At 60.9% G+C, this 24,430-nt stretch carries 21 protein-coding genes; 5 read left to right on the forward strand and 16 right to left on the reverse strand.

Features of this window, described 5'->3' with window-relative positions; genetic code table 11:
• Positions 1-342 precede the first annotated feature (342 nt).
• From K6T12_RS19040 to prmB, 10 genes are all read right to left on the reverse strand, one after another.
• Positions 343-1,506: a lipocalin-like domain-containing protein gene (locus K6T12_RS19040; RefSeq protein WP_222224480.1), complete on the reverse strand. Its 1,164-nt coding sequence runs from the start codon at positions 1,504-1,506 to the stop codon at positions 343-345.
• A 41-nt stretch (positions 1,507-1,547) separates the two neighbouring features.
• The gene (locus K6T12_RS19045; protein WP_222224481.1) at positions 1,548-4,061 is read right to left on the reverse strand and encodes an ABC transporter permease; all 2,514 of its coding nucleotides are present in this window, start codon (positions 4,059-4,061) and stop codon (positions 1,548-1,550) included.
• On the reverse strand, positions 4,061-4,726 hold the full coding sequence (locus K6T12_RS19050; protein ID WP_222224482.1) for an ABC transporter ATP-binding protein: 666 nt from the start codon (positions 4,724-4,726) through the stop codon (positions 4,061-4,063). The genes K6T12_RS19045 and K6T12_RS19050 overlap by 1 nt, the downstream gene beginning before the upstream one ends.
• A gap of 24 nt (positions 4,727-4,750) precedes the next feature.
• Entirely contained in the window at positions 4,751-4,984 is a 234-nt protein-coding gene (locus K6T12_RS19055; RefSeq protein WP_222224483.1) for a hypothetical protein, read from the reverse strand.
• A 107-nt stretch (positions 4,985-5,091) separates the two neighbouring features.
• Positions 5,092-5,589, reverse strand: a complete 498-nt coding sequence (gene phaR, locus K6T12_RS19060) for a polyhydroxyalkanoate synthesis repressor PhaR (protein ID WP_255611908.1) — start codon at positions 5,587-5,589, stop codon at positions 5,092-5,094.
• A gap of 91 nt (positions 5,590-5,680) precedes the next feature.
• Positions 5,681-5,935, reverse strand: a complete 255-nt coding sequence (locus K6T12_RS19065) for a DUF6489 family protein (protein ID WP_222224484.1) — start codon at positions 5,933-5,935, stop codon at positions 5,681-5,683.
• Positions 5,936-6,020: 85 nt separating this feature from the next.
• Positions 6,021-7,178, reverse strand: a complete 1,158-nt coding sequence (locus K6T12_RS19070; RefSeq protein ID WP_222224485.1) for an MFS transporter — start codon at positions 7,176-7,178, stop codon at positions 6,021-6,023.
• A 108-nt stretch (positions 7,179-7,286) separates the two neighbouring features.
• Positions 7,287-8,138 (reverse strand): polyamine aminopropyltransferase, encoded by an 852-nt coding sequence (gene speE / locus K6T12_RS19075; RefSeq protein WP_222224486.1) that lies wholly within the window; start codon positions 8,136-8,138, stop codon positions 7,287-7,289.
• Positions 8,139-8,406: 268 nt separating this feature from the next.
• The gene (gene aroC / locus K6T12_RS19080; RefSeq protein WP_222224488.1) at positions 8,407-9,498 is read right to left on the reverse strand and encodes a chorismate synthase; all 1,092 of its coding nucleotides are present in this window, start codon (positions 9,496-9,498) and stop codon (positions 8,407-8,409) included.
• A 69-nt stretch (positions 9,499-9,567) separates the two neighbouring features.
• A complete protein-coding gene (gene prmB, locus K6T12_RS19085) occupies positions 9,568-10,485 on the reverse strand; it encodes a 50S ribosomal protein L3 N(5)-glutamine methyltransferase (RefSeq protein ID WP_222224489.1) in 918 nt (305 codons plus the stop codon).
• A 193-nt stretch (positions 10,486-10,678) separates the two neighbouring features.
• Here prmB and K6T12_RS19090 point away from each other — a divergent pair, with 193 nt between their 5' ends.
• Both K6T12_RS19090 and folE read left to right on the forward strand, forming a co-directional pair.
• A complete protein-coding gene (locus tag K6T12_RS19090; RefSeq protein WP_222224490.1) occupies positions 10,679-11,236 on the forward strand; it encodes a Smr/MutS family protein in 558 nt (185 codons plus the stop codon).
• A gap of 85 nt (positions 11,237-11,321) precedes the next feature.
• Positions 11,322-11,861 (forward strand): GTP cyclohydrolase I FolE, encoded by a 540-nt coding sequence (gene folE / locus K6T12_RS19095; protein WP_222224491.1) that lies wholly within the window; start codon positions 11,322-11,324, stop codon positions 11,859-11,861.
• A 255-nt stretch (positions 11,862-12,116) separates the two neighbouring features.
• On the opposite strand, the gene K6T12_RS19100 is transcribed toward folE, so the two are convergent.
• The 5 genes from K6T12_RS19100 to fabV form a co-directional block, all read right to left on the reverse strand.
• Positions 12,117-13,028, reverse strand: coding sequence for a patatin-like phospholipase family protein (locus K6T12_RS19100; RefSeq protein ID WP_222224492.1), 912 nt, complete (start codon positions 13,026-13,028; stop codon positions 12,117-12,119).
• A gap of 10 nt (positions 13,029-13,038) precedes the next feature.
• Positions 13,039-13,869 (reverse strand): DUF4892 domain-containing protein, encoded by an 831-nt coding sequence (locus K6T12_RS19105; RefSeq protein WP_222224493.1) that lies wholly within the window; start codon positions 13,867-13,869, stop codon positions 13,039-13,041.
• Positions 13,870-13,922: 53 nt separating this feature from the next.
• Complete coding sequence (locus K6T12_RS19110) at positions 13,923-14,783, reverse strand: alpha/beta fold hydrolase (RefSeq protein WP_315853631.1); 861 nt, start codon at positions 14,781-14,783, stop codon at positions 13,923-13,925.
• Positions 14,784-15,118: 335 nt separating this feature from the next.
• Positions 15,119-15,835, reverse strand: a complete 717-nt coding sequence (locus K6T12_RS21795) for an META domain-containing protein (protein WP_222224494.1) — start codon at positions 15,833-15,835, stop codon at positions 15,119-15,121.
• A gap of 154 nt (positions 15,836-15,989) precedes the next feature.
• Positions 15,990-17,186, reverse strand: coding sequence for an enoyl-ACP reductase FabV (gene fabV, locus K6T12_RS19120; RefSeq protein ID WP_222224495.1), 1,197 nt, complete (start codon positions 17,184-17,186; stop codon positions 15,990-15,992).
• Between the two features lie 312 nt (positions 17,187-17,498).
• On the opposite strand from fabV, the gene K6T12_RS19125 reads away from it, so the two are divergent.
• Both K6T12_RS19125 and K6T12_RS19130 read left to right on the forward strand, forming a co-directional pair.
• Positions 17,499-18,629, forward strand: coding sequence for a substrate-binding domain-containing protein (locus tag K6T12_RS19125; RefSeq protein ID WP_222224496.1), 1,131 nt, complete (start codon positions 17,499-17,501; stop codon positions 18,627-18,629).
• On the forward strand, positions 18,630-21,680 hold the full coding sequence (locus tag K6T12_RS19130; protein WP_222224497.1) for an EAL domain-containing protein: 3,051 nt from the start codon (positions 18,630-18,632) through the stop codon (positions 21,678-21,680). It begins immediately after the preceding gene.
• 247 nt (positions 21,681-21,927) lie between these two features.
• Here the strand turns inward: K6T12_RS19130 and K6T12_RS19135 are convergent, their stop codons facing one another.
• Positions 21,928-23,682, reverse strand: a complete 1,755-nt coding sequence (locus K6T12_RS19135; protein ID WP_222224498.1) for an acyl-CoA dehydrogenase family protein — start codon at positions 23,680-23,682, stop codon at positions 21,928-21,930.
• Positions 23,683-23,845: 163 nt separating this feature from the next.
• On the opposite strand from K6T12_RS19135, the gene K6T12_RS19140 reads away from it, so the two are divergent.
• Positions 23,846-24,277, forward strand: a complete 432-nt coding sequence (locus K6T12_RS19140) for a MaoC family dehydratase (protein WP_222224500.1) — start codon at positions 23,846-23,848, stop codon at positions 24,275-24,277.
• The last annotated feature ends 153 nt before the right edge of the window (positions 24,278-24,430 follow it).

Here is a 24,430-nt window from a genome sequence, read left to right on the forward strand (position 1 = left end):
GGGCCTCATCTACAGGGCAGTCTTTTCGACTTCGCAGCCCGCCTGGCTCACCGGCTCCTTGCGATGGGCGGTAGCTAATCACCCATCAACGAGAGATACAAGCAGCCCGCTCCGAGGGCGATATCCACGGACCGCACCAGGCCGTCGCGGTCAGAGCCCGCTGTTACGAGCACCACGCTTTGTAGCAGCCCGCTCTGAGGGCGATATCCGCGAATCGCACCACGCCCGTCGCGGTCGATACCCAAAGGGCATGCCAAGCCCGCTGCTACAGAACCCTGTCGTAGCAGCCCGCTCCGAGGGCGATAAGAAGTCAGACGCAGGCGTGTTCGAAGTTCACCGCGACTAATAGCCGGTCAGCTCGACATACCCCTGCCCCGGGTGAGAGCCGCTGACCAACACCGCCCCCTCCCAGTAGCGGAACGCCAGCCGCATCTCCTGATCGGCGAAACGGGGCTGCACTTTCAGGCTGATATCCTGCTCCGGTATTTCCAGCTGCCAGCCGGCCGGATAACGGCTGCCGGAGGGGCTCTGCCAGTAGCGGGTCTCACGCAGGCTGAGCTGGGCCGGTGCCAATAGCCGTTTTTCCCCCTCGGCGCCGATCAAGGCCGCATACTGAAAGTCGGCATATTCCGTACTGTGACTACGCAGCCGGAACAGCACCAACTCCCGGCCATCCTCAAGCTGCAGGGCGAACCAGTCCCAGCCGCTCTGGTAGTCGGCCAGCGGACTGCTGGCCCACTCATGGTCGTACCAGGCCAACCCCGTCACCGGAATCGTCCGTCCGGCCAGTTGCAACTCGCCGCTAACCGACAACCGGGTATAAGAGTAGTAGTGCGAGCCATGGCCCGCCTCATGACGCTTGGCGCTGTAGCCATCCTCCCCCTGCAGCACCTTTGGCTTCATCGGAACCAGCTGCAAGCGATAACCAAACTGCTGCTCCGGGTCCCAGGCCTCCAGTTGCGCGGGAAACAACGTCTGCGGCCGCTCGGCCTGTAGCCGCCAGCTCTCCAGCCAGAGCGCCAATGGCTGCGCAGCGCTGCCCGCCAACCCCGGCCCAGCCCGGCTCAATCGCTGGGCGACCAGATGCGTCTGCTCATCGATCAGCGCCAACGCCATATGCGCCATATAAAGCTGGGGCTCCAGCCAGGGGTTGCCGACCTGCTGCTCAGCAGCCTGTGCCTGGCGAAACAGGGTGAATTGAAACCCGTAGCGCTGCGAATCATTCGCCACCTGCTGCAGATTGCCGGTCAGGTACCACCACTCGCTGCGGAAACCGGGATGGGCCAGGTGATCAGCGGGAAAACTCAGCAGCTCGCCGCTACGTGCCTGTTGAAATGACGCTGTCGTATCGGTGTCCGCCAGCACCTCGCTCAGCGGCATCGATTCCGTCTGGATACCCGACTGCGCCCGACTACGGGGATGGTCGGATTCAGTCTGCGCCAGCAGCGTAACCAGCATCAACATCACTGCCACCAGCAATAACAACACTACGTGCTTGCCCTTCATCTGCCTCTCCTCCATCGTGGTAGGAACCTGTGACAAGGCCCTTAATCGGCTCTACGTACCGCCGACCGGCGGGCAAACCGCCAGGCCGGGTAGATCGATACCAACAGCGATGCGCTACCGGCCAACAGCAACGCCTGCCACCAGCTGCCGGCCTGCGGCCGGTACGGGATCGACCAGCCAAACGCCCGCAGCTGCACCACCTCGGTCAGCCACCAGGCCAACAACTCGGCGCAGGGGATCGCCACCAGCCCCGCCACCAACCCCAGCAGCAGCGCCTGGCCACTCAACAGCTGGAACAACTCCGCCGGGCTGAAACCGAGCGCCTTCAGCAGCGAAACCTCCTGGCTGCGTTCCAGTTGCAGTGCCAACAGGGCGCTGACGATACCGAACAGCGCCACCAGCACCGTTAATACACGCAACGCTTCGGTAATACGGAAGGTGCGGTCGAACACCCGCTCGCTGGCGGTGAGCAACGCCGCTGCGGGAACCACCTGCAAGCCAAGCTCTTCGCCCCATTGCTGTTGCAACCAGGCCGCCAGGTTTTCAGCCGTGCCCGGCTGCAGATAGAGCGCCGCCGAACCGGTTTCTACGCCGGGCCAGTACTGCTGGAAGAATCGCCGCGCCATCATCAATCGACCGCTGTCGCTACCGTAATCGTAGTAAACAGCAAGCAGCGGCAGATGGACCTCCCCTGCCGGCGTGTTAAGCGTCAACCGATCGCCAGGCCGCAAAGCCAACCGGTTGGCCAGCGGCTCGCTAAGCAGCAGCGAGGGCTCCGCCAGCAATCGCGACCAGATCTTTTCGGCATCGCCCTGGCGGAAGCGGTAACCACTGCGTGCCTGAACGGGAAACTCACTGGCCAATAGCGTGGCCGGCCGCCCCGCCAGGGCCAACGACTGACGTTGCCACCCCACCAGAGCCAACAGCTCCGGCCGTCGTTCCAGCTCCTGTAGGAGATTCGCCGGCAATGGCAGCCGTACACCGGGTACCGCCGTCTGCCGGCTGATATAAAGATCGGCATTCAGCCGGGTCTGCAGCCAGCCCAGCAGCGCCAGGCGAAAACTGTCGACCATGCCGCTCATCCCCTGGGTGACCGCCACGGCGATCATCAGCACCATCGCCGCGACCAGGGTCCGACTCAGGTGCCGGTGGAGGTCGCCGACCACCATCTGCAGCAACGGCCATCGATCTGCCGCCGGCAGGGCACGCAACAACCGGCCCAGCCCGGCGGACAGCCCCCGCGCCAACAGCGGTACCAACAGTGCAAAGCTCAGCAACAACAGGGCGACCGCCAGGTACGCGCCCGGCAAGCTACTATCGGTATAGAACAGAATCGGCATCATCAGCAGGGTCAACGGCAGCAGGAGATACACAACCCGCAAGCTTAACCGCTGCAGTTGCACCGCCTGCGCCATCGGCAACTGCATCCGCCGGGGCGGCAGCCTGGCCAGCTGTCGGCAGGGATACCAGGCGGCCAGCAGGCTGCCGCCGACACCGAGCAGCATCGCCTTCAGCAGATCCGATGTACCCAGTTGCAGCAGTTCGATCGACTGACTGGCATAAAGGTCGGTCTGGATGCGCAACATCAGCGGCAACAGCTGCCCCCCCAGCAGTACACCGAGCAGCAGCCCAAGAGTGGAGCCCAGCAGCGCCAGGCCGGTCACCTCCAACAGCAGATAGCGGTACAGCTCTCGCCCGCTCAGCCCGATCGCTCGCAGCTGGGCGTAGACCGGCCGCCGCTGGGTCAATGAAAACCAGACGCTGTTGAACACCAGGAACAGGCCAAGTGCCAATGCCAGAAAGCCAAGCGCCTGCAGATTGAAAAACAGCGCATCGCTGATCCGCGCCTGCTGCGCTTGCAGCAACGGGGTTGGCATCATCTGCACGCCGGCCGGCAGCAAGGCGTTGACGGCGGCAACCTCGCTATCGGTCAACACCAGGTCGATCGCATCCAGCCGCCCCGACCGCCCGAGCAGTTGCTGCGCCAGGCCGATATCCAGCAGCAGCAGGTTCTGCATCAACGGTTGCTCACTATCGGCCAGCAAACCGGCCAGCCGAACCGTCAGCAGACCATAGCGGCTATGCAGCGCCAGCTGATCACCCGGTGCCAACCCCAGCCGCCGTGCCGTAGCCGCCGACAGCCAACCGCCCCGTTGCGGATTCCAGTCGGTGGCGCCGGGCAACGCACCAGCCAGCTCGGTCCGGAAACCGCTCAACCGTAACGGATCGCTGGCGACCAGCTGCAACAGCAAGTCACGGCCGTCGATTGGCGAACGGCCGGTTACCGGGGTCTGGATCAACGGCAGCGCCGGCCACTGCTCAGGCCGTAATCGCAGCTGCACATACAGCGATTCCGGCAGGTCCGGCTCGGCGCTTATCCGGTGGGTGGCCACACCGTGCAATTGCTGCTGGCCAAGCCGGAAGCTCTGTCGGGCGCTGGCGATGCTGATATCCACCGCGACCACCATCGCAACCCCCAGCGCCAGGCCGGTCAACAGCAGCACCAGTTGCCAGGGGTGGTGGCGAAAATAGCGCAGACTGGCCCGCGCCAGCATCAGCGCTCAACCTCCAACCGCCCCTGCTGCAGCCGCCAGACCCGGTCGGCATGGCGGGTCAGCGGTTCGCTGTGGGTGACCATCAGCAACGCCTGGTTACCGGCCCTCACCTGCTCCAGCAGCAACTGCACTACGGTTTCCGCACTGTCGGCATCCAGGCTGCCGGTCGGTTCGTCGGCCAGCACCAGCGCCGGCTGATGAATCAGTGCCCGGCAGATCGCCGCCCGTTGCTGTTCACCACCGGACAGCTGTTCCGGAAAGCGGCTCTTCAATTCATAGAGTCCCAACTGACGCAGCTGGTCGACGGCGCGCCCCTGTTCCGCCAACCGGCCGTTCAACGCCAGTGGCAGCAGTACGTTCTCCCAAACGGTCAGGGTCGGCACCAGATTGAAGAATTGATAGATCACCCCGATGCGACGACGCCTGAGCCGGGTACGGCCCGGCTCGTCCAATGCCGTCAGTTCGGTGTCATCAAGTTGGATCTTGCCGGCATCGGAGGGCTCGATACCCGCCAGCAGGTTCAGCAGGGTCGACTTGCCGCTGCCGCTCGGCCCCAGCAACATCGCCACCTGGCCGGCGTCCAGATCCAGGTCGACCCCCTGCAGCAACGACTGGCGGCGATCCGCCTGGTGATAGCTCTTGCAGAGCCCGGTCACGCGCAGCATAGCGGGGCCAAGTGAGGTGGCGGCTCAGAAGCGCTCCACGATACTGATCCGGCTGATCCCCAGCTCGTGCAGCACCGCGGTGGCATTATCCAGCGAGTGGTAGATCTTCTCCTGACCGCCCGGCTGGGTCAGCGGCAACTGGTGGCCCTCATTGTCCTCCAGCGCCACCAGCCAACCGTTGCCGTCATGGCCGGGTTTCAGTATCCCCTCACGAATCCGGTCCATGGCGATCATCCGGCGCAATTCGTCCAGTTCCATCACAGCACCTCATCGGTTGTCCGCACTGACTACAGTGTAGCCGCCGCAAACAACAAAGCCGTCACAATGGACGGCTTTGGGCGTTGCAAGTGAACGACGTCAACGGGTCAGCCGGAGCCTTTGTTGCCGCTGCCCTCGTCGTCTTTGTTCTGATCGTCACCGGGATTGTGATGCTCCGCCGAGCCGCCCGGGCTGAACATATTCCACATCGCCATGTTCTGGTCGGCGATCCGGTTCATCATGGTCAGCGGATTGGCCGCGCCCATCATGGTCTGCATCTGTTCGCGGATCCGTTCCTGATGCTCCAGAAAGGAGGCGATGCTCTGCTCCAGGTACTGGGCCATCATCCCCTGCATGCTGTCGCCGTAGAAACGGATCAGCTGCTGCAGCACCTGGTTGGTCAGCAGGGTGCCATGCCCCTGGGCCTCCTGCTCACTGATGATCTGCAACAGGATGTTGCGGGTCAGGTCGTTGCCGGTCTTGGAATCCTGCACCTGAAAGGCTTCGCCATTGAGCACCAGTTGCTTCACATCCTCCAACGTCACGTAGCAGCTGCGCGAGGTGTCGTAGAGTCGGCGGTTGGTGTACTTTCTGAGAATACGCAAAACACTTCTCTCTCTTCCGGTGATTATCCGTTCCGAGCGCCCGCCAGTCGTTACTGCGGTCAGTCGTCACTGCGGCCAATCGACACTGCGGTCAGTCGGAACTCTTCTTGGAGCCGGCGTACTGCCCCATCATGCCCATCATCAGTTTCTGCATTACCTCCATCGAGCCGAGCCCACTGGTCAGGTAAGGCTTGAACAGCGTCAGTGCATCGTAGCCTTCGACACCGGCCTCCATCTGCTCCCTGATTTTGTCCATCATCTCTTCTTGCAGGCCGGTCACATCGGGCAACCCCATCGCCTTACGCAGCTCTTCGGGGGTCATCTCCACATCGATTTTGAACTTCATAAGTCGCTCCTCGGTCACTCGTCGGCGACGCTACAAGACACTGATTCCTATACTATACCAACTGCAATGCAAAACAACTTAACGATCAATTTTGCTGCAGTTTTTCCGGATAGATCCAGACGGTTGCCAGCACGATCGCAACCAGGCTTCCGGCCGCCGCCAGCCCGAACGTAGCCAGCGGACCGGCACTCTCCCACAGCAAGCCACTGACCAACGCCCCACAGGCACCGCCGGCGCCGAAGCCGGCGCTGGAGAACAGCGCCTGCCCCTGGCCATGGCAGCGATCGCTGAAATAATGGTGCACCAGCGCAATACCCAGCGCATGCAGAGTGCCAAAGGTTGCGGCATGCAGCGTCTGGGCCAGCAACATCAGCCCTAACTGCTCCGGCCAGAGCCCGATCATCAGCCAACGCAGCACGCACAGCAGCAGACTGACCAGCATGATGGTACGGATACCAAAGCGGCTGAGCAGTGCCGGCATGATAAGAAAGATCAGCACTTCGGCGACCACCCCCACCGCCCACAGCAGGCCGATCTCGCCGCGGCTGTAACCCAGCCCCTCCATCAGTACGCTGTAGAAGGTGTAGTAGGGACCGTGGCCGAACTGCACCAAAAAGCAAATTGCGAAGAACGCCAGCACCTGCGGGCGCAGCAATTGCTGCAGGAAGCCCTCGCCGGATGAGCGCCGACCGACACGCGATGGCGGCGGGCTGATCAGCAGCGTGTTCAGCCAGATCAGCAGCATCAGCCCCAGCATGATATGCGGCAGCCAACCGACCGCGATCAGGTCGAACAACCAGCCCAGCCCCACCACCGTGACAATGAAACCGACCGAGCCCCACAGCCGCACCTGGCTGTAGCGCTCGCGCTGCTCGCCGAGATGCCCGAGCGTCAGCACCTCGAACTGCGGCAGCACCGCATTCCAGAAAAAGCTGAAGCCGGCGGAAACCAGGGCGATCCCCCACAGGCTCTGCTGCCAGAAGATCGCGCCGAACAGCAGGCAGGTCAGTGCGGCGCCGTAGCGGACAATCTGCACCCGACGACCGGTACGGTCCGCCACCCAGCCCCAGACATTGGGCGCCACGACCCGCGACGCCTGCAGGATCGCCATCAGCAGGCCGATCGACTCGGCGGAAAACTCCAGCTCCTTCAGATAGAGCGCCCAATACGGCACCAGCGCGCCCAGCAGCGCGAAGTAGAAGAAGTAGAAACCGGATAGCCTGATATAGGGAATCGAGTGCATAACCTTGTTGTCGATAGATAAGTACGCCGTGGCGCTATCTGCCACAACTGCAAACGACAAAAAAGCCGACGCGAAGTCGGCTTTTTATTTTAACGCTTAAAGGGCCTGTCAGGCGTCCGCCAGCGCGTCCTCGATATACTGCGGCAGCGCGAAACAACCGGCATGTACCGCCGGGTTGTAGTAGCGGGTCTTGATGCCGGCCGCCTTGAAACGCGCTTCCAGCTCGGCCAGCGGCAGCTGACGCTGAGCCGCATCGTCTCCCCCCCAGGCCAGGGTCATCACGCCACCGACATAGGTCGGTACCGCCGCCGTGTAGAAGGTCTGATCGCTGAAATACGGACTCAGCCGACGGCGAGTGGTCACCACCTCGTCAATCTGCATGAAGGCCACACCGTTCTGCGCCACGAAGATGCCGCCGTCGTTCAGGCAACGCTTGCAGTTCTCGTAGAAGGTGCTGGAGAACAGCACCTCGCCCGGACCGACCGGGTCGGTACAGTCGGAGATGATTACGTCGAACTTCTCATCGGTGGTGCTGACGTATTCGATACCGTCCGCGATAACGATGTTGGCACGCGGGTCGTCGAAGGCGCCGGCGGAGTGGTTCGGCAGGTACTCCTTGCACATGTCGATCACCGCCTGGTCGATCTCAACCTGGGTAACGTGCTCCACTTCCGGATGCTTGCAGACCTCGCGCAGGATGCCGCCGTCACCACCGCCGATAATCAGTACACGCTTGGCACTGCCGTGGGCGAACAGCGGTACGTGGGTCAGCATCTCGTGGTAGACGAACTCGTCGCGCTCGGTGGTCTGGATGATGCCGTCCAGCGCCATCACGGTGCCGAACATCCGGTTGCGGAAGATGATCAGGTGCCAGGAGTCGGTCTGCTGCTCGAACAGCACCTCATCGATATCGAACGACTGGCCGTAGCCGTCATAGAGTTTTTCAACGTAACTTGTCATCGGATCCCCTCTCCTTGCAACGCAAGCCTGTGCGTTGCGTTCAAACTTGTTGCCGCCGGCCCGGCAACCGGCCGGCGGGCAAAAATCTATAGCCACCCGACGCAGATCAGGCGGCTCTGCCCCCTGTCGCCCTCGGCGAGGGCCGCCACCAACGGGGGTCTGAGAAACTAATAAAAATACCCAGCCGGGACCGGCTGGGTATCGATATCAAATATAGCGGGGCTTATACCCTGCTGCGGCCGGCTTGGCAAGCCGGCGCAGCGTCCGGTCAGCCAATGACCGGTGTGGTGCAGCGCACGTCCGCGTTCTGGCCGCGGTGGCGCAGCAGGTGATCCATCAGCACGATCGCCATCATCGCCTCGGCGATCGGCGTGGCCCGGATACCCACGCAGGGGTCGTGACGCCCCTTGGTAACCACCTCGATCGGCTCGCCGGCGGTATTGATACTGCGGCCCGGCAGGCGCAGGCTGGAGGTCGGCTTCAGGGCGATGGCGGCGCGGAGCTGCTGGCCGGTGGAGATACCGCCGAGAATGCCGCCGGCGTGGTTGGACAGGAAGCCCTCCGGGGTCATCTCGTCACGGTGCTCGGTGCCCTTCTGATTGACCACATCGAAACCGTCGCCGATCTCGACCCCCTTGACCGCGTTGATGCTCATCAGCGCGTGCGCCAGATCGGCGTCCAGCCGGTCGAAGATCGGCTCGCCCAGGCCGACCGGTACGCCATCGGCCACCACGTTGATCTTGGCGCCGATCGAGTTGCCCTCCTTGCGCAACTGGTCCATGTATTCTTCCATCTGCTCTGCCGCTTCGGAGTCCGGGCAGAAGAACGGATTCTGCGCGACCTGGGCCCAGTCAAAGCGGCTCTCACTGATCTTGATCGGCCCCAGCTGGGACAGGTAACCGCGAATCTCGATCCCCTTGCTGGCCAGGTACTTCTTGGCCACCGCACCGGCAGCGACGCGCATCGCCGTTTCACGGGCGGAGGAACGACCACCGCCGCGGTAGTCGCGGAAACCGTATTTCTGGGTATAGACATAGTCGGCGTGAGCCGGCCGGAAGGTATCGGCGATATTGGAGTAATCCTTGGAGCGCTGATCAGTGTTTTCGATCAACAGGCCGATCGAAGTCCCGGTGGTCTTGCCTTCGAACACCCCGGACAGGATCTTCACCTGGTCCGGCTCGCGGCGCTGGGTGGTGTGGCGTGAGGTGCCCGGCTTGCGGCGATCCAGGTCTTTCTGCAGGTCCGCTTCGCTCAGCTCGATTCCCGGCGGGCAGCCATCGATGATGCAGCCCAGAGCCGGCCCATGGCTTTCACCAAAGGTGGTGACGGTAAAGATTTTCCCGAAGCTGTTGCCAGACATGCTGTTTCCTCACTCCATTTAGCGTTCGGTTAACTTGTTAGCACTCGGTCGCCGCGCACGGCAGCCGGCTCAAATTTGATCACGGCAGGCGGCCAGGTCCTGCTGGGTAATGGCAAAAACCCCGTTGCCCCCCTCGGGCAGATCGACCCACATCAGCGGCAGCTGCGGGTACTTGCTCATCAGATGCACCTCGCTGTTGCCGACTTCGACCACCAGCAGCCCGCCCGGGGTCAGGTGGTCGGCGGCTTCGCGCAGGATCCGGCGGGTGATATCCAGACCGTCCTCACCGGAGCCCAGTGCCAGTTCCGGCTCGTGCTGGTATTCCGGCGGCATCGACGCCAGGTCGGCGGCATCGACGTAGGGCGGGTTGGAGACGATCAGGTCGTAGCGCTCGCCCGGCACCGCGGCAAACAGGTCGCTCTGGACGGCGCGTACCCGCTCGGCCAGCTCATGACGCTGGATATTCTGCTCGGCCACCGCCAGCGCATCGGCGGACAGGTCGAGCAGATCGACCTCGGCCTCCTCAAAGGCGTAGGCACAGGCGATACCGATACAGCCGCTGCCAGTGCAGAGATCCAGCACCCGCTCGACCGGCCCTTCGCGCAGCCAGGGGGTGAACTGGTTTTCAATCAGCTGGGCGATCGGCGAGCGCGGGATCAACACCCGCTCGTCGACATTGAACGGCAGACCGCAGAACCAGGCCTCGCCGGTCAGGTACGGCAGCGGTACCCGTTCCTCAACCCGGCGCCGCACGAACTCGATCACGCGCGCCTTCTCCTCCCGGGTCAGCCGGGCATCCATCACCTGCGGGTCGGCGTCCCAGGGCAGGTGCAGCGCCCCCAGTACCAACTGCACCGCTTCATCCCAGGCACTGTCGGTGCCGTGGCCGAAATAGACCTGATGCTGGTTGAACTGGCTGGTACACCAGCGGATATAGTCGCGGATGGTATGCAGGTCGGCCTGCAGCTGTGCTTGATCGTTAATCATGACTGTGTGGATAATACGCCCATCACGGGATTGAGAGACTGTCGATCCCGATCCTACCGATCGGGCCCGCCTGTTCCGGGCCGGAGAGCACCGGCGCCGGAAAAGCCCGATGCCGGAAAGCCCGGACGCCGAACGCCGGTTGCCCTGCGGCCAACAGGGCCCGCTATAGTAATGAAAAGCATACAGGAAAGCCATGTCAGACAAACCCTCATCGGCGCCGGACGAGGAGCAGCAGGCCTTCTTCGAGGCGATGAAAGGTGTCAGCCGCCATCGACATGATCGCGCCGATACCGGCGCCCCGAGCAAACGTGACAGCAGCCGCGACTACCGTCGCGAGGCGGCGGTGCGCAACGAAGCCAGGGTGATCGACGGATTGTCCAATGAAGCGGTGGAACTGGTCGAGTCCAACGAGGAGCTACTGTTCGCCAGTCCCGGTGTGCAGCTGGGTCTACTGAAGCGGCTGAAACAGGGCCACGTCCCCTGGGACGCCGGCCTTGATCTACACGGCTACAGCATCGACGAAGCACGCGACCAGCTCAGCAAATTTATCCGCGACGCCCTGCGCCAACGCAGCCGCTGCGTAATCGTGGTACATGGCAAGGCGTTCAGCCAGCAAGGCCAGCAACCGCTGATCAAATCCTACGTCAATGACTGGCTGCGCCAGCTACCCGGCGTGCTGGCGTTCTGTTCGGCCCAGCCGCGCGACGGCGGTACCGGTGCACTCTATGTTTTGCTTAAGCGCGGCGGCTGAATTTGGCCGGTCTACTCTTTACCTAGACAGAGCAATGACGTAAGTTACGCCCTTTTTAAAATCGCAGCCCGACAGGACCCTCCAGATGGAAAAAGCATTCGCTGAGATCATCGAAAGCATCGGTGAAGACCTTAATCGCGAAGGATTGCTGGATACACCGGCGCGCGCCGCCAAGGCGTTCCGCTTCCTGAACCGCGGTTATGAGCAGTCCCTGGAGGAAGTGGTCAACGGCGCCCTGTTCCCGTCCGATAACAGCGAGATGGTGGTGGTCCAGGACATCGAGTTCTACTCCATGTGCGAACATCACCTGCTGCCGTTTATCGGCAAGGCCCATGTCGCCTATATCCCGCAGGGGATGGTGATCGGCCTGTCGAAGATCGCCCGCATCGTCGACATGTACGCCCGCCGGCTGCAGATTCAGGAGAACATGACCAAGGAGATCGCCGAGGCGATCCAGAGCGTCACCAATGCCGCCGGCGTCGGCGTGGTGATCGAAGCCAAGCACATGTGCATGATGATGCGCGGCGTTGAAAAACAGAGCGGCAGCATGAAGACCTCGATGATGCTGGGCTCGTTTCGCAGTAATTCGGCCACCCGCGCCGAATTCATGTCGCTGATCAAGTAAATACCCGGCCTGCGAGCAGGGCTCGTTCCGCAGCAATCTGCTGAACCAGCCGTGCCGAGTTCATGCCGCTGATCAAGTAAATACCCGGCCTGCGAGCAGGGCTCGTTCCGCAGCAATCTGCTGAACCAGCCGTGCCGAGTTCGTGTCGCTGATCAAGTAAGCGTAAAGTGCGCGTGCCGGACTCGTCCCGCCGCCACCGGCTGATGCAACCGCGCCGAACTGATATCGCGAATCAAATCGGGACAAAAACAGGTTTCAGGTAACCGAACGGGGCATCGTGCCCCGTTCCAATCGACTCAGACTGACGCGCGCCGCCAGCCTCCCTGCCTCGATCACTTCCACCGCCCGGTGAAATTCGAAAAAGCTGCAGATCGCCTTGTCGACCGGAATTATCAGATCGGGCGGATAGCCGGCCACCTTGTACTGGGTCAGGCTGCTCTGCATCACCTCCACCGAGCTGAGCAGAATATCCAGTCGCCCCTCCAACCGGGATCCCATCGGACGCCGGCCGCTACCCATCATCTGTTTCTCTGCCTCACTGCCCGGTGCAGGCCAGTCGTCAGTGAAACCGCTCCGATCGAGATAGATGTTTGATGGCAGCTCGGTACCGGTCACCGGATGCTGGCTGGCATTCAGGTCAACGCCGATGATCAGGTCCGCCTGGGCGGCAACGGTCGGAATAATCGGCAGAGGATTGAGCACCCCGCCATCGACCAGCACATGCTCCCCGTGAACGACAGGGGTAAAGAAGCCGGGAATGGCGACCGACGCCCGCATCGCCCGTAACAGCGAGCCGTGCTGAAACCAGACCTCCTTCTGGTAGGTGATGTCGGTGGCTACCGCGGTATACTTGATCGGCAACGACTCGATCAGCGGATCGCCGACCAACTGCTCCAGCTTGGCAAAAACTTTATCGCCACGAATCGCCCCCTTGCTGAAGGTCACATCCAGCAGCCGCACGACATCGATCCAGCGCAACCCGCATACCCAGTCACGATAGTCATTCAGTGCACCGGCGGCATAGATGCCACCGACCAGCGCCCCCATAGAACAACCGGCGACGCTGATTATCTGGTAACCACGCCGGATCAGCTCCTCGATCACGCCGATATGTGCATACCCGCGGGCACCGCCACTTCCTAGCACCAGCGACACTGTGGTTGCCATGTGCAGACTCCTACTGCTGAATGATAAACACCGCCTCCTGGCCCGGTTTAACTGCGCTCGGCACCAATGCACCGACGCCGAATACTTGCAGCCGTTCTGCCTCGACCCCGGCATCTATCAGTTGTTCCGCAACCTGCTGCGCCAACTGGCGCGACTGCTCGATCGACGCCTGCGGCGGCTGCTGCTTACGGCTGTGCCCCACCAGCCAGAGTGGCCGGTCCTGCTTTTTCAGGTAGGCAACCAACTGCGCCGGATCATCGCCGTCCGGCCAGCGCACGTACCCCTGCCGACGCAACTGATCGACCAGGTCGGTTTTCTCCGGCTGCAACAGGTCCAGATGAAGATAGACCCGCCGGTTTCCACGCTGCACGCTGTATACCGACACAGCCGTGTCGCCAAACTGGAACGCGCCGTAGTACTGGGTTCGCTCGACACCGTATAGCCGGGCATAGTCAAACACTTCGTTGGCCCACTCATTGCTGCTGCCGCACTGGCGCCCCTGACAGCTGAACACCTCGGCGGCCTCTTTGTTCAGCAGTTGGTTCTGCATATACTCGAACGCCTCGTCCGGACCGACCCCGTCAGGAATCCGGTAGCTGATCCGGGTCAGCGTGCCGGACAGGCGACGCAATTTCTCCGGCTCCACGCGGCCCCGAACGTTTTCCAGCGCCCCCAATGCCCAACGATAATCCGGCTCCTGACGTTGTTCATAGTTGGTTATGTAGGCCCGCGGATAACGGTCCAGCAGCGGGTGGTCGGTCGAACCGCTGACATCGCTGGCGGCCTGCACCGTCAGCGCAACCATGCCCAACCCGATTCCTAACAGCTGCAACGACTTCATACTTTCCCTCGACTGATCGCCTGTTTGATTGGGCAACGGCCACAGCGATAGATTCACTCCGTCCAGCCGTTCAACAGCCCGGCCACGAAGCGTGCACCGCTCTCCTGCAGGTGCAGATGGTGATTGCCGGCCACCCGGTGCACCTCCAACTGCCGGAAGCAATCAAGCCGCTCCGGCATCAGATCACTTTCGATCCCCTCCCTACCCAGCACCACCTGGGCCGGTGCGGCGACCGCCCGGATGAATGCCCTTACCTGATCTTCGCTCATCCGCAAGATGGATGGTAAAACCAGGCTGGCATCGTTGCGCCAATAAATACCATCGTGCTTCTGCACCACACCGCGCTCCACCAGCCAGCGTGCCGCCTGCTCCGATACCGGCCAGCGGCCATTGACCCGGGCCTGCACCACCTCATCGATGGAACCGTACGGACGCAGCGTCTTGTTGCGCATCCGACGCCTTTTGTCCAGCGCGGCCGCCATCAACTGCGGCAGCTGCTGCGGCTCGTACACCAACGGCGCAATTCCCTCAACCAGGCAGAGCCGGGCCACCCGTTCCGGATAGCATCCGGCCAGCAGAGTGGCGATACTGGCTCCCATCGAGTGACCGAGCAGATTCGCCTGACTCAGTCCCAACTCATCCAGCACCGCCACCACATCGGCAACGTTATCCCAAATATAGTAAGGCATCGCCGCTGGCCGGTGGTCCGAGAAGCCGTGCCCCATCAGGTCCAGTGCGATCAGGCGAATGCCCTGCAGATGCTGGGCCAGCAGTCGGTAGGTGGCCGCATTGTCGAGCCAGCCATGCAACGCGACCACCGGAACACCGTCCTGCGGACCGAACTCCAGTGCGGCAATCAGATGCCCGTCAACTTCGAAACGCAGTTCATTGCCCACATTGTTCACCGCTTCCACACCTACTCCTTAACGGCTCCCCGTATCACTACCGTAAATCACTATCAATTCCTGTCATCATACTCCGCGCGGCCGCCACGCCAAGCTCTATCGACAGAGACCAGGCTTCGTCATCAATAGGCCCAACCAAATAACAGTCTTGCCATATTTGCAACGCCACTTAAATGAAAAGGATAGAACAACGTCACCTGGTGACGGATAGAGCGACAACGAACGCTAAGTAGCGAGCAAGACGGATTGAGATCAATCGATTTAACCGATGTCAGACGATCACCGGCTAGAAAAGGCGGGGGATACCGGCGGCAACGGCGACCGCCGGCCTCAGTAGCGGCAGGCTAGCCGGCACTGCCAAGCAACCGGGTCGCAGACTGTAGCCGCGCCGGCTGATCCAGGCCACGCGAGTAAAGCAACAGCTGCTGGCCATCACGCTCCACCCGCTCCAGGTCGCGTAGCATCTTCAGCAGGTTATGCTCCTGATACATCACGGCGGCAAAGCAGATTTTTCGGGAACTGCTGATCTCGTCGATATTGATCAGGCTGCCCCGATGGGCATAGCTGGCGACGTAACGATTGCAGCCACCGCTACCGCGCAACAGGCCGTCGCTGCCGAAACTGAGCGTGGCATCGACGAACTCAAGCGCGTTCCGGCCATTGACCGACAGCAGACGCCACTGGGTGCCCGCCAACGCCCCGAGCCGACTCTCATTCTGGCTGGGCAACAGCTGCAGATGGTTATCCCGGCCCGCTGTTACCATTAGACTACCGGTGGCAATCGGCTGCCCATTCAGCCGCAGCGCCGCTTCCACGGTTATCGATCCGGCCCGGTCGGCCAACGTGACCGGCAATTGAAAACCACTCGGCAATCGCTGTAGCAGCCGGACATCCGGCGCAGCCAGATCGTTACCGGCCGAATCCTTGAAATGCAGTATCAATTCCGCGTTAGCGGGAAGGCGGGATACATCACCGTAGGTGACACGGTAGTCAGCGCTCAGGCTGGCGGTAGGCTTGACAGCTGTACCACAGGCAACCAGCACGCTCGCGAGAGCAATCACAACGAGTGATCTCATCCATGAAGACATAAGGGCCACCATTCCTTTGATTGGCATTTGAGCTGACAGAATAAGGTCAAACGGTCGTTTTGAAAAGCACCGCCCCATATAAAAAGGCGGCTCCTGGAGCCGCCTTTATCTGGAATAATCCAAGCGATCAGATATCGATCACGTCGAATTCGACTTCCGGATTGACATCGGCGTCGTAATCCACACCCTCAACACCGAAACCGAACAACTTCAGGAATTCGGCCTTGTAGTTGGCATAGTCGGTCAGCTCGAACAGGTTCTCAGTGGTAACCTTCGGCCAGGTCTCGCGGCACGCCTGCTGGACCTCGTCGCGCAGTTCCCAGTCATCCAGACGGATGCGGTTGGCTTCGTCGACCGGCATCTCGCTTTCGCCGTACAGGCGGTCGCGGAACAGCCGGTTGATCTGCTCGATGCAGCCTTCGTGAATGCCCAGCTCCTTCATGATCTTGAAGGACATGGAGATATACAGCGGCATCACCGGAATCGCGGAGGAGGCCTGGGTAACCACCGACTTCAACACTGCCACATGGCCGCAGCCGCCGGTTTTCGCCAGTTCAGAATCGATCTCGCCGGCAGCCCGGTCCAGATCCTGCTTGGCCTTGCCAAGTGCACCGTCCCAGTAGATCGGCCAGGTGATATCGCTACCGATATAGCTGTAGGCGATAGACTTGCAGCCATCGGCCAACACGCCGCCCTCCTGCAGGGCCTGCATCCAGAGTTCCCAGTCCTGGCCGCCCATGACGGTCACAGTGTTGGAGATCTCCTCCTCGGTCGCCGGCTCGACTTCCGCTTCGATGATGCAATCCTTGTTGGTATCGATGGCGGTGGAACTGTAAGGCTCACCGATCGGTTTCAGGCAGGAACGCACGACTTCGCCGCTATCCGGCATCTTGCGAACAGGCGAGGCCAGCGAGTAGATCACTAGGTCGATCTGACCCAGATCCTGTTTGATCAGATCAACGGTTTTCTGCTTCGCCTCGTGGCTGAAAGCGTCGCCCTGCAGGCTCTTGGCGTACAGGCCAGCCTTATGGGCTTCGGCATCGAAGGCCGCGGCGTTGTACCAACCGGCGGTACCCGGCTTACGCTCAGTACCCGGCTTTTCAAAAAACACCCCAATAGTAGCGGCGCCATAGCCGAATGCGGCAGTAATCCGGCTCGCCAGTCCGTAACCACTGGAGGAACCGATTACCAGCACCCGCTTCGGACCGTTTTCAACGGCCCCTTGCTGCTGAGTAATTTCAATCTGTTCACGCACATTCTGCGCACAGCCGGTGGGATGTGTAGTGGTACAGATAAAGCCACGGATTTTCGGTTTAATGATCATCGTTGAGTTCTGTCTCAGTCATCCGGTCACAAAATCGAGCGTAACCATACCCGATTTTGTCAACAGGCAACAGCTTTAACACCACCCGCGGAACAGGCAACCAGCCCGGCATCGATGACTGCGATGTCGGCTCCCGTAACGGAATAGCTGCGGCGGATCACAGATATCGATCAATAGAGGGTCTGTTTTTTTTAACGGATGAAGAACTTTCGAATACACTTATAGCCAGTGGTCGCTCCACTAACCGACAATATGGAACTGTTGTGATCGCAGTTGTCGTTTAAATTGGAACTGACGGGAGGTCAGAGAGCCATGTTCAGGTTCCCATCATGGAAAGTATCGCTGTCTACCACCATTCTGTCCGCCCTGCTGTCGTTCAGCCCCTGGCTGCTCGCCGAGGGTGACTATATCCGTATTGACAGCTATATAAACCAGCACCCGGAACAACCCGCCATTATGGCGCAATTTGCGGACCTGGTACGCGCCCCGGCTGTCCCGCTCGCCACCCCGCCCGACCGCCCGGTGCGCATCGCCGTGATCTACCCCGGCCTGCAGGCATCCGACTATTGGCGCCGAAGCCTGTTCTCGTTCGAGCAGCGACTCAAGGATATGCAGCTGCCGTATGAACTGAAGCCGTTTTTTTCCCGCCCGTCAGTCGACGCCAGCCTGCAAAGCCAGCAGCTATCTCAAGCCTTGCAGTGGCAGCCGGACTATCTGGTGTTCACACTGGATATCGCCCCGCAGGGCAGGATGATTGAACGCTTGCTTGCCCGGGGCAAACCGAAACTTATTCTGCAGAACATCACTACGCCGCTGGCACGCTGGCAGACCCACCGCCCGTTCCTTTACGTCGGCTTCGATCACGCCCAAGGCACCAAGCTGATGGCCGACTGGATGCTGAAAGAGATCGACTACCAGGGCAAATACCTGATGCTCTACTTCTCGCCGGGCTATGTCAGCCAGATGCGCGGCGACACCTTTGCCAGCGAAGCGGCCAAGCACCCGCAGGTGCTACAGGTCGGCGCCTACTACACCGACGGCAACCGCAAAAAGTCCCATGACGCGACCATACGGGCCCTGAAAGAGCACCCGGATATCAAGATGATCTTCGCAAGCTCCACCGATGTCGCCCTGGGCGCTCTTGAAGCGCTTGAGGAAACAGGCCGGCAGGACATTCTGCTGAACGGCTGGGGTGGCGGCGATGCCGAACTGCGGGAGCTGCAGCAAGACCGACTGGACGTCACCGTAATGCGTATCAACGATGATAACGGCATCGCCATGGCGGAAGCGATCAAACTGGATCTACAGGACCGCCCGGAACAGGTGCCGCACATTTTCGCTGGCGATATCAAGCTACTGGACAGCCACTGGCAACCGGCACAAATTCAGCAATTGAAACAGCAGGCATTCCGACTTAGTGGCCTACCGCCGGAGACCCCGTAAGTGCGACCACTTCGTTTTTCGACGGTTATTCTGACCCTGGTATTGGTGCTGCTGGCAGCCAGCTCGGCGACTCTGCTGACACCCGCCTACCTCGGATCGGAAAAGGCCCTGCAGCACCAGACCATGCTGGCTTACGAGCGCGACCAGCGCGCGCTCAGCAGCCTGCTGAATGCCCAGTTCAAGAATATCCAGCAGATCAGCCAGGAGCTGAGCAGCATCCAGGAGCTTCGCCGGGCCCTGACAGCCAACGACACAGCCACCCTTTCGCGCATCCTGAGCGATCTGCTGGCCAGCAACAGCGGTCAGCACATCGATGCCATGGTGATCGAGGATAAAGACGGGCCAATTGTTCCAGCGACCAACTTCAGCCTGCTGGGCCTGGAGCTGCCATTCGAGTCATTGAGCAAACAGTACAGCGTGCTCAATAACTGGACCAGCACTCAGGTAGAACGGGATGACAACACCTATCACCTGCTGCGATTGACTCTACCGGTCGTGGATGAAGATACCGGCGAAGTCATGGGAGAATTGCACAGTTTCGTACTGTTGAACAACAACTACTGGATCATCAACAACCTGCAGCAGTTGTTCGGCTCCCAATCGATCTCTCTCAGTCATGACGGCGAGATTCTGGACGGTCTGGAAAGCGAACCTGGGCAGCTGGCTCAATTGCGCGCACCCAGCCTGATTCCCAACGGCGTGCTGACCGCCGGTAGTAACATCCTGCGTGATCACTACCTGCGTATCGGCCACAGCAACTATTACAGTGTCCGGTCGCTGCTGCCCAACAGCGCTTACCAGTCGCTGCAGGCGGCCTATACCTCCGACCTCGGCTTTGCGGCACTCATCGTCATGATACTCGGCGTCACCGTTCTGCTGGCGATCCTTTACCTGATCCGCAGCGCACTGCTGCATCTGACCCGTTATGCCGAGCAGGTGCCGGAGAGCGGTTCGCCACAGGCATTCAGTGGCGGCCGCTTCCAGGAGTTCATCCGGGTCGGTACAGCCGTGGAGCGGATGCTGCTGCGCATTCGCGATCGCGACAAGCGGCTGGCCAGCATCATCGACAACTCCCCCGACCTGATCTTCATCAAGGACCTGGAACACCGCTATCAGCTGGTCAACAAGCGCCTGGCCAGTGTTCTGAACCTGACGCCCGAACAGCTCTCCGGCAGCCAGCCCCAGGACGCCATCGCGGACCACAGACTGGGCGCACTGGTACAGGCGCAAGACAGCAAGGTGCTTAGCGATATCCGGCCGGTACAATACGAAATGACAGTATCCGGCCCTCAGGGGCCATCCTCCTACCTGGTCAGCAAGTTTCCGATCCTCGACGATCAGGGACAGCCCTATGCCATCGGCGGTATTGCCACTGATATAACCGCCATCAAGCAGACCCAGGACCAGCTGCAACTGGCCCACCAGGTGTTTGCCGAAACCGCCGAAGCGATCGTGGTACTGGATAGCCAACAACGGCCGCTGACCTCCAATCGGGCGTTTACCGATATGAGCGGCTTCGCCGAACAGGACAGCGGCGCTGCCGTACGCCGCTTCCTGGCCAGCCGGCCGGAGATCCTGACACAACTCAGTCGCACCCGCCGCTGGCAGGGCGAGTGCCTGCTGCCACGCAGCGACGACAGTACCCTGCCCGTATTGACCTCGGCCACCCGGCTGACCGCCGACAATGGCCAGTACCGCGATGTGCTGCTACTGACCGATATCACCGAACTCAAGAGCGCCGAGCAGCGATTGGAACGGCTCGCCCTGTACGACAGCCTTACCGGGCTGCCCAACCGCAGTCTGTTCTATCAACGACTGGAAAAAGCCCTGAGCGACACCCTCGCGCCCCACTTCGTTGCAGTGATGTTTATCGACCTGGACCGCTTCAAGAGCATTAACGACACCTACGGCCACAATCTCGGCGACCAGCTGCTGCAACAGGTGTCGGACCGACTGCGCGCCTGCCTGTCGGTGAAGGATACCGTTGCCCGGCTAGGGGGGGATGAGTTCACCGTCGTTCTGCGTGAGATAGAAACCCCTGACCAAGTGGAACAGATCGCTCACCGCATCCTGGCAGCCCTGCACGAGCCCTACGACCTGGGTGACATCCGCTGTTTCAGCTCCGGCAGTATCGGTATCGCCCTGTCCAACCGCGACGGCCCGGATGCCGACACCCTGACCCGTAACGCCGACCTGGCGATGTACCAGGCCAAGTCGCAGGGGCGCAATGTGATCCAGTTCTTCGATCGCGACATGGATGCGCTCACCCAGCAGCGCCACCATTATGAGGACGGCCTGCATAAGGCCCTGACCAATCAGGAGCTGTTCGTACAATACCAACCGCGGTTCGATATCCAGGGGGAACAGGTGCTGGGAGCCGAAGCGTTGCTGCGCTGGCGCCATAGCGAATACGGCCTGGTTGCCCCGGACGAGTTCATTCCGGTTGCCGAGGAATCCGACCTGATCGTCGATATCGGCCGCTTCGTATTGCTGGAAGCCTGCCAACAGGCGGCAGCCTGGCGCCAGGGCGGCCTGGATATCCCGGTGGCGGTCAACCTGTCGCCGCGCCAGCTGCGGGACCGCAACCTGTTGCAGGACATCAAATACAGTCTTGAACAGAGCGGGCTTCCGCCAGAGCTGCTGGAGCTGGAGATTACCGAAAATCAGGTGATGGAGAATATCGATCACTATATCCACACCCTGAATCAGATCCGCTCCATGGGGGTCAAGCTGTCGGTTGACGACTTCGGCACCGGTTATTCGTCGTTGGTTTACCTGAAAAAACTGCCGATCGACACGGTCAAGATCGATCGTTCGTTCATCATGGATGTGCCGGGCGATATTGATGACGAGAACCTGATCCAGGCCATTATCCGAATGTCCCACAGCCTGCGACTGCGCGTGGTAGCCGAGGGGGTGGAAACCCGCGAACAGCAGCAGTTCCTGCAAGCACTGGGCTGTGACGAAATCCAGGGTTTCCTACTCGGCCGGCCCGGCAGCGTAGAACAGCTCAAACGGCTGGCCCGCCAGCCGGAGGTTAAAGCGGGTTAACTTGTATAGCTAACAGCTAACGGCTTTATTGTAGTGCGGAGGGTCGCGACTGAAACTGCCCGTCCGGAGCCCCTCCGACAAAGCCCGTACCTTGTAGGAGGGGCTTCAGCCGCGACCAACCACCGAGTCTAAACAAACCAACTAAGTAGCTAATGAAGGCGCAGCCCATCCATTGCAGAATCGTCTTTGCAGTAAAAGGCGGAAGCCGAACCTGGACAGTTAAGGTTCCGCCATATTAAAAAACAACTCAGCTGTACCAGGCGGAGGCCAGTTGGTCGTCATCCATCGCCAGCACTTCGTCGGCGCCATTCAGTACCATTGCCGCATAGGATGCGCAGCGCGGCAGAATCTGGGCGATATAGAAACGGGCACCCAGCACCTTGGCCTGCAGGAACTGCTGGTCGCCATCGACCACCTCACTGGCTGCCAACGCTGCACGCAATTGCTGCCATCCGCCGGCCAGAGTTCCCATCAGCATCATATAGTTGAACGCCACCGCACCGGGCCACTGGCGATCCTGGCCGCCTTTATTCAGCAGCATGTCGAATGCGGCACGCGCTTGTTGCAGCGCCGCCTCGAAACGCTCGGCTTCGACACCAAAGGCCGACTGTTCACGCAGCAGAAGCAAAGTCTGCTCCATCTCGCCAAACAATGCCTGCATCGCCCTGCCACCATCGAACAAGGTCTTGCGACCGACCAGATCCATCGCCTGGATACCGTTGGTTCCCTCGTAGATAGGCAAGATACGGGCGTCACGCTGGTGCTGGGCGGCGCCGGTCTCCTCGATAAAGCCCATGCCGCCGTGCACTTGCACCCCCAACGAGGTGACCTCCTGGGCGATCTCGGTGCACCAACCTTTGACGATCGGTGTCAGCAGCGCAGCGCGAGCCTGCTCAGCAGCGTCGCCGTTGGCATGGGAGAAATCCAGGCTGGCGCAGGCATCGTATGCCAGTGCACGCCCCGCCTCGGTGAGCGTTTTCATGGTCAGCAACATCCGGCGCACATCGGCATGACGGATAATCAGGCCCGCCTGCTCGCGTTCGTTGGCGTAAGCCAGCGCTTGCTGGTAGGACCGTTCAGCGATCGCCACCCCCTGCAAGCCCACCGCCAGACGGGCGTTGTTCATCATCGTGAACATGCAGGCCAGTCCCTTGTTTTCTTCCCCGACCAGGTAGCCGATCGCCCCTTCATTGTCGCCGAACGACATCACGCAGGTCGGGCTGGCATGGATCCCCATCTTGTGTTCAAGCGAGACACAGCGTACGTCATTCAGTTCGCCCAGGGAGCCATCCTCGTTCACCAGGTATTTAGGCACCAGGAACAGCGAGATCCCCTTCACCCCGGCCGGCGCGTCCGGTAAACGGGCCAGTACCAGATGAACGATATTCTCGGCCATCTCGTGCTCACCCCAGGTGATGAAGATCTTCTGGCCATGGATTCGGTAACAGTCGCCATCCGGCTCGGCCCGGCTGCGGATCGCCGCCAGATCGGAACCGGCCTGCGGCTCGGTCAGGTTCATGGTCCCGGTCCATTCGCCGCTGATCAGCTGCGGCAGATAGCGGGCTTTCAACAATTCGCTGCCATTGGCACTCAACGCTTCAACGGCGCCCTGGCTGAGCAGCGGGCACAGCCCCCAGGCCATGTTGGCCGACTGCCACATCTCCATTACCGGTATCGACAGGCTGTAGGGCAACCCCTGACCGCCATATTCCGGGTCGAACTGCAGCGAACCCCAGCCGCCTTCGGCAAACTGCTGGTAGGCCTCGGCAAAGCCCTCGGGCACCCGAACCCGGCCCTCCTCCAGCGACACCCCTTGGTTGTCGCCGACCGGGTTAAGTGGCGACAACACACCACCGGCCAGCTTGCCGGCCTCCTCCAGGATCGCCGCCACCATATCCTCGGTCGCCTCCTCGAACTGCGGCAAGGCGGCCAGCTGCGGCAGCCGGGCGTTGTGTTGCAGAGCAAACTGCATGTCCTTCAAAGGTGCTTTGTAATCAACCATCTGTAATATTGTCCTGTAATATTAAGCGTTGAAAGGCCGAAGCCGCTCGACCTTAAATAAGGGTATACCCTTATACTAGCAAACTGTCCACTCGCGATAAGATTCCCCATTGGTCGCGTATCCACTGCGACAGCCACCACCGCCATGTTTGAGGAACTTTAGGATGCAGGAACTGCACGGATACTATCTGGAAGATCTGGAAGTAGGCATGACCGCCAGCTACGCCAAGACCATCTCCGAGTCGGACGTGTACACCTTTGCCGGAATCTCCGGCGACAATAATCCGGTACATATCAACGAGGAGTACGCCAAGACCACGCCGTTCAAGCAGCGTATCGTGCACGGCATGTTCAGCGCCGCCCTGATCTCCACCGTCGCCGGCACCCGCCTGCCCGGCCCGGGCGCGATCTACATCGATCAGCAGATCAAGTTCCGCGCCCCGGTCCATATCGGCGATACCGCCCGCGCTTCCGTCACCGTCACCGAAATCGACAACCGACGCCGCCGCGTGAAGTGCCGTACCGACGTGCATGTCGGTGACAAGCTGGTGGCCACCGGCGAAGCCACCTTCATGGTCGACAGCCGGGAAGGTTGATCGGCAAACAATCCAATCAATAAAGGGCGCCCAGGCGTAATGCCAGTCAGTTAAGCCAACTGACTGGCATTTTTCTTTCTCACGGGGTAGCGGCATGGGCAGCTCTTTAATGCCCGGGGATAACGCCGCTCTCGCCTTGTCGGCAACACGAAA

The sequence above is a fragment of the Marinobacterium arenosum genome (assembly GCF_019795155.1).
Lineage (GTDB): Bacteria > Pseudomonadota > Gammaproteobacteria > Pseudomonadales > Balneatricaceae > Marinobacterium_C > Marinobacterium_C arenosum.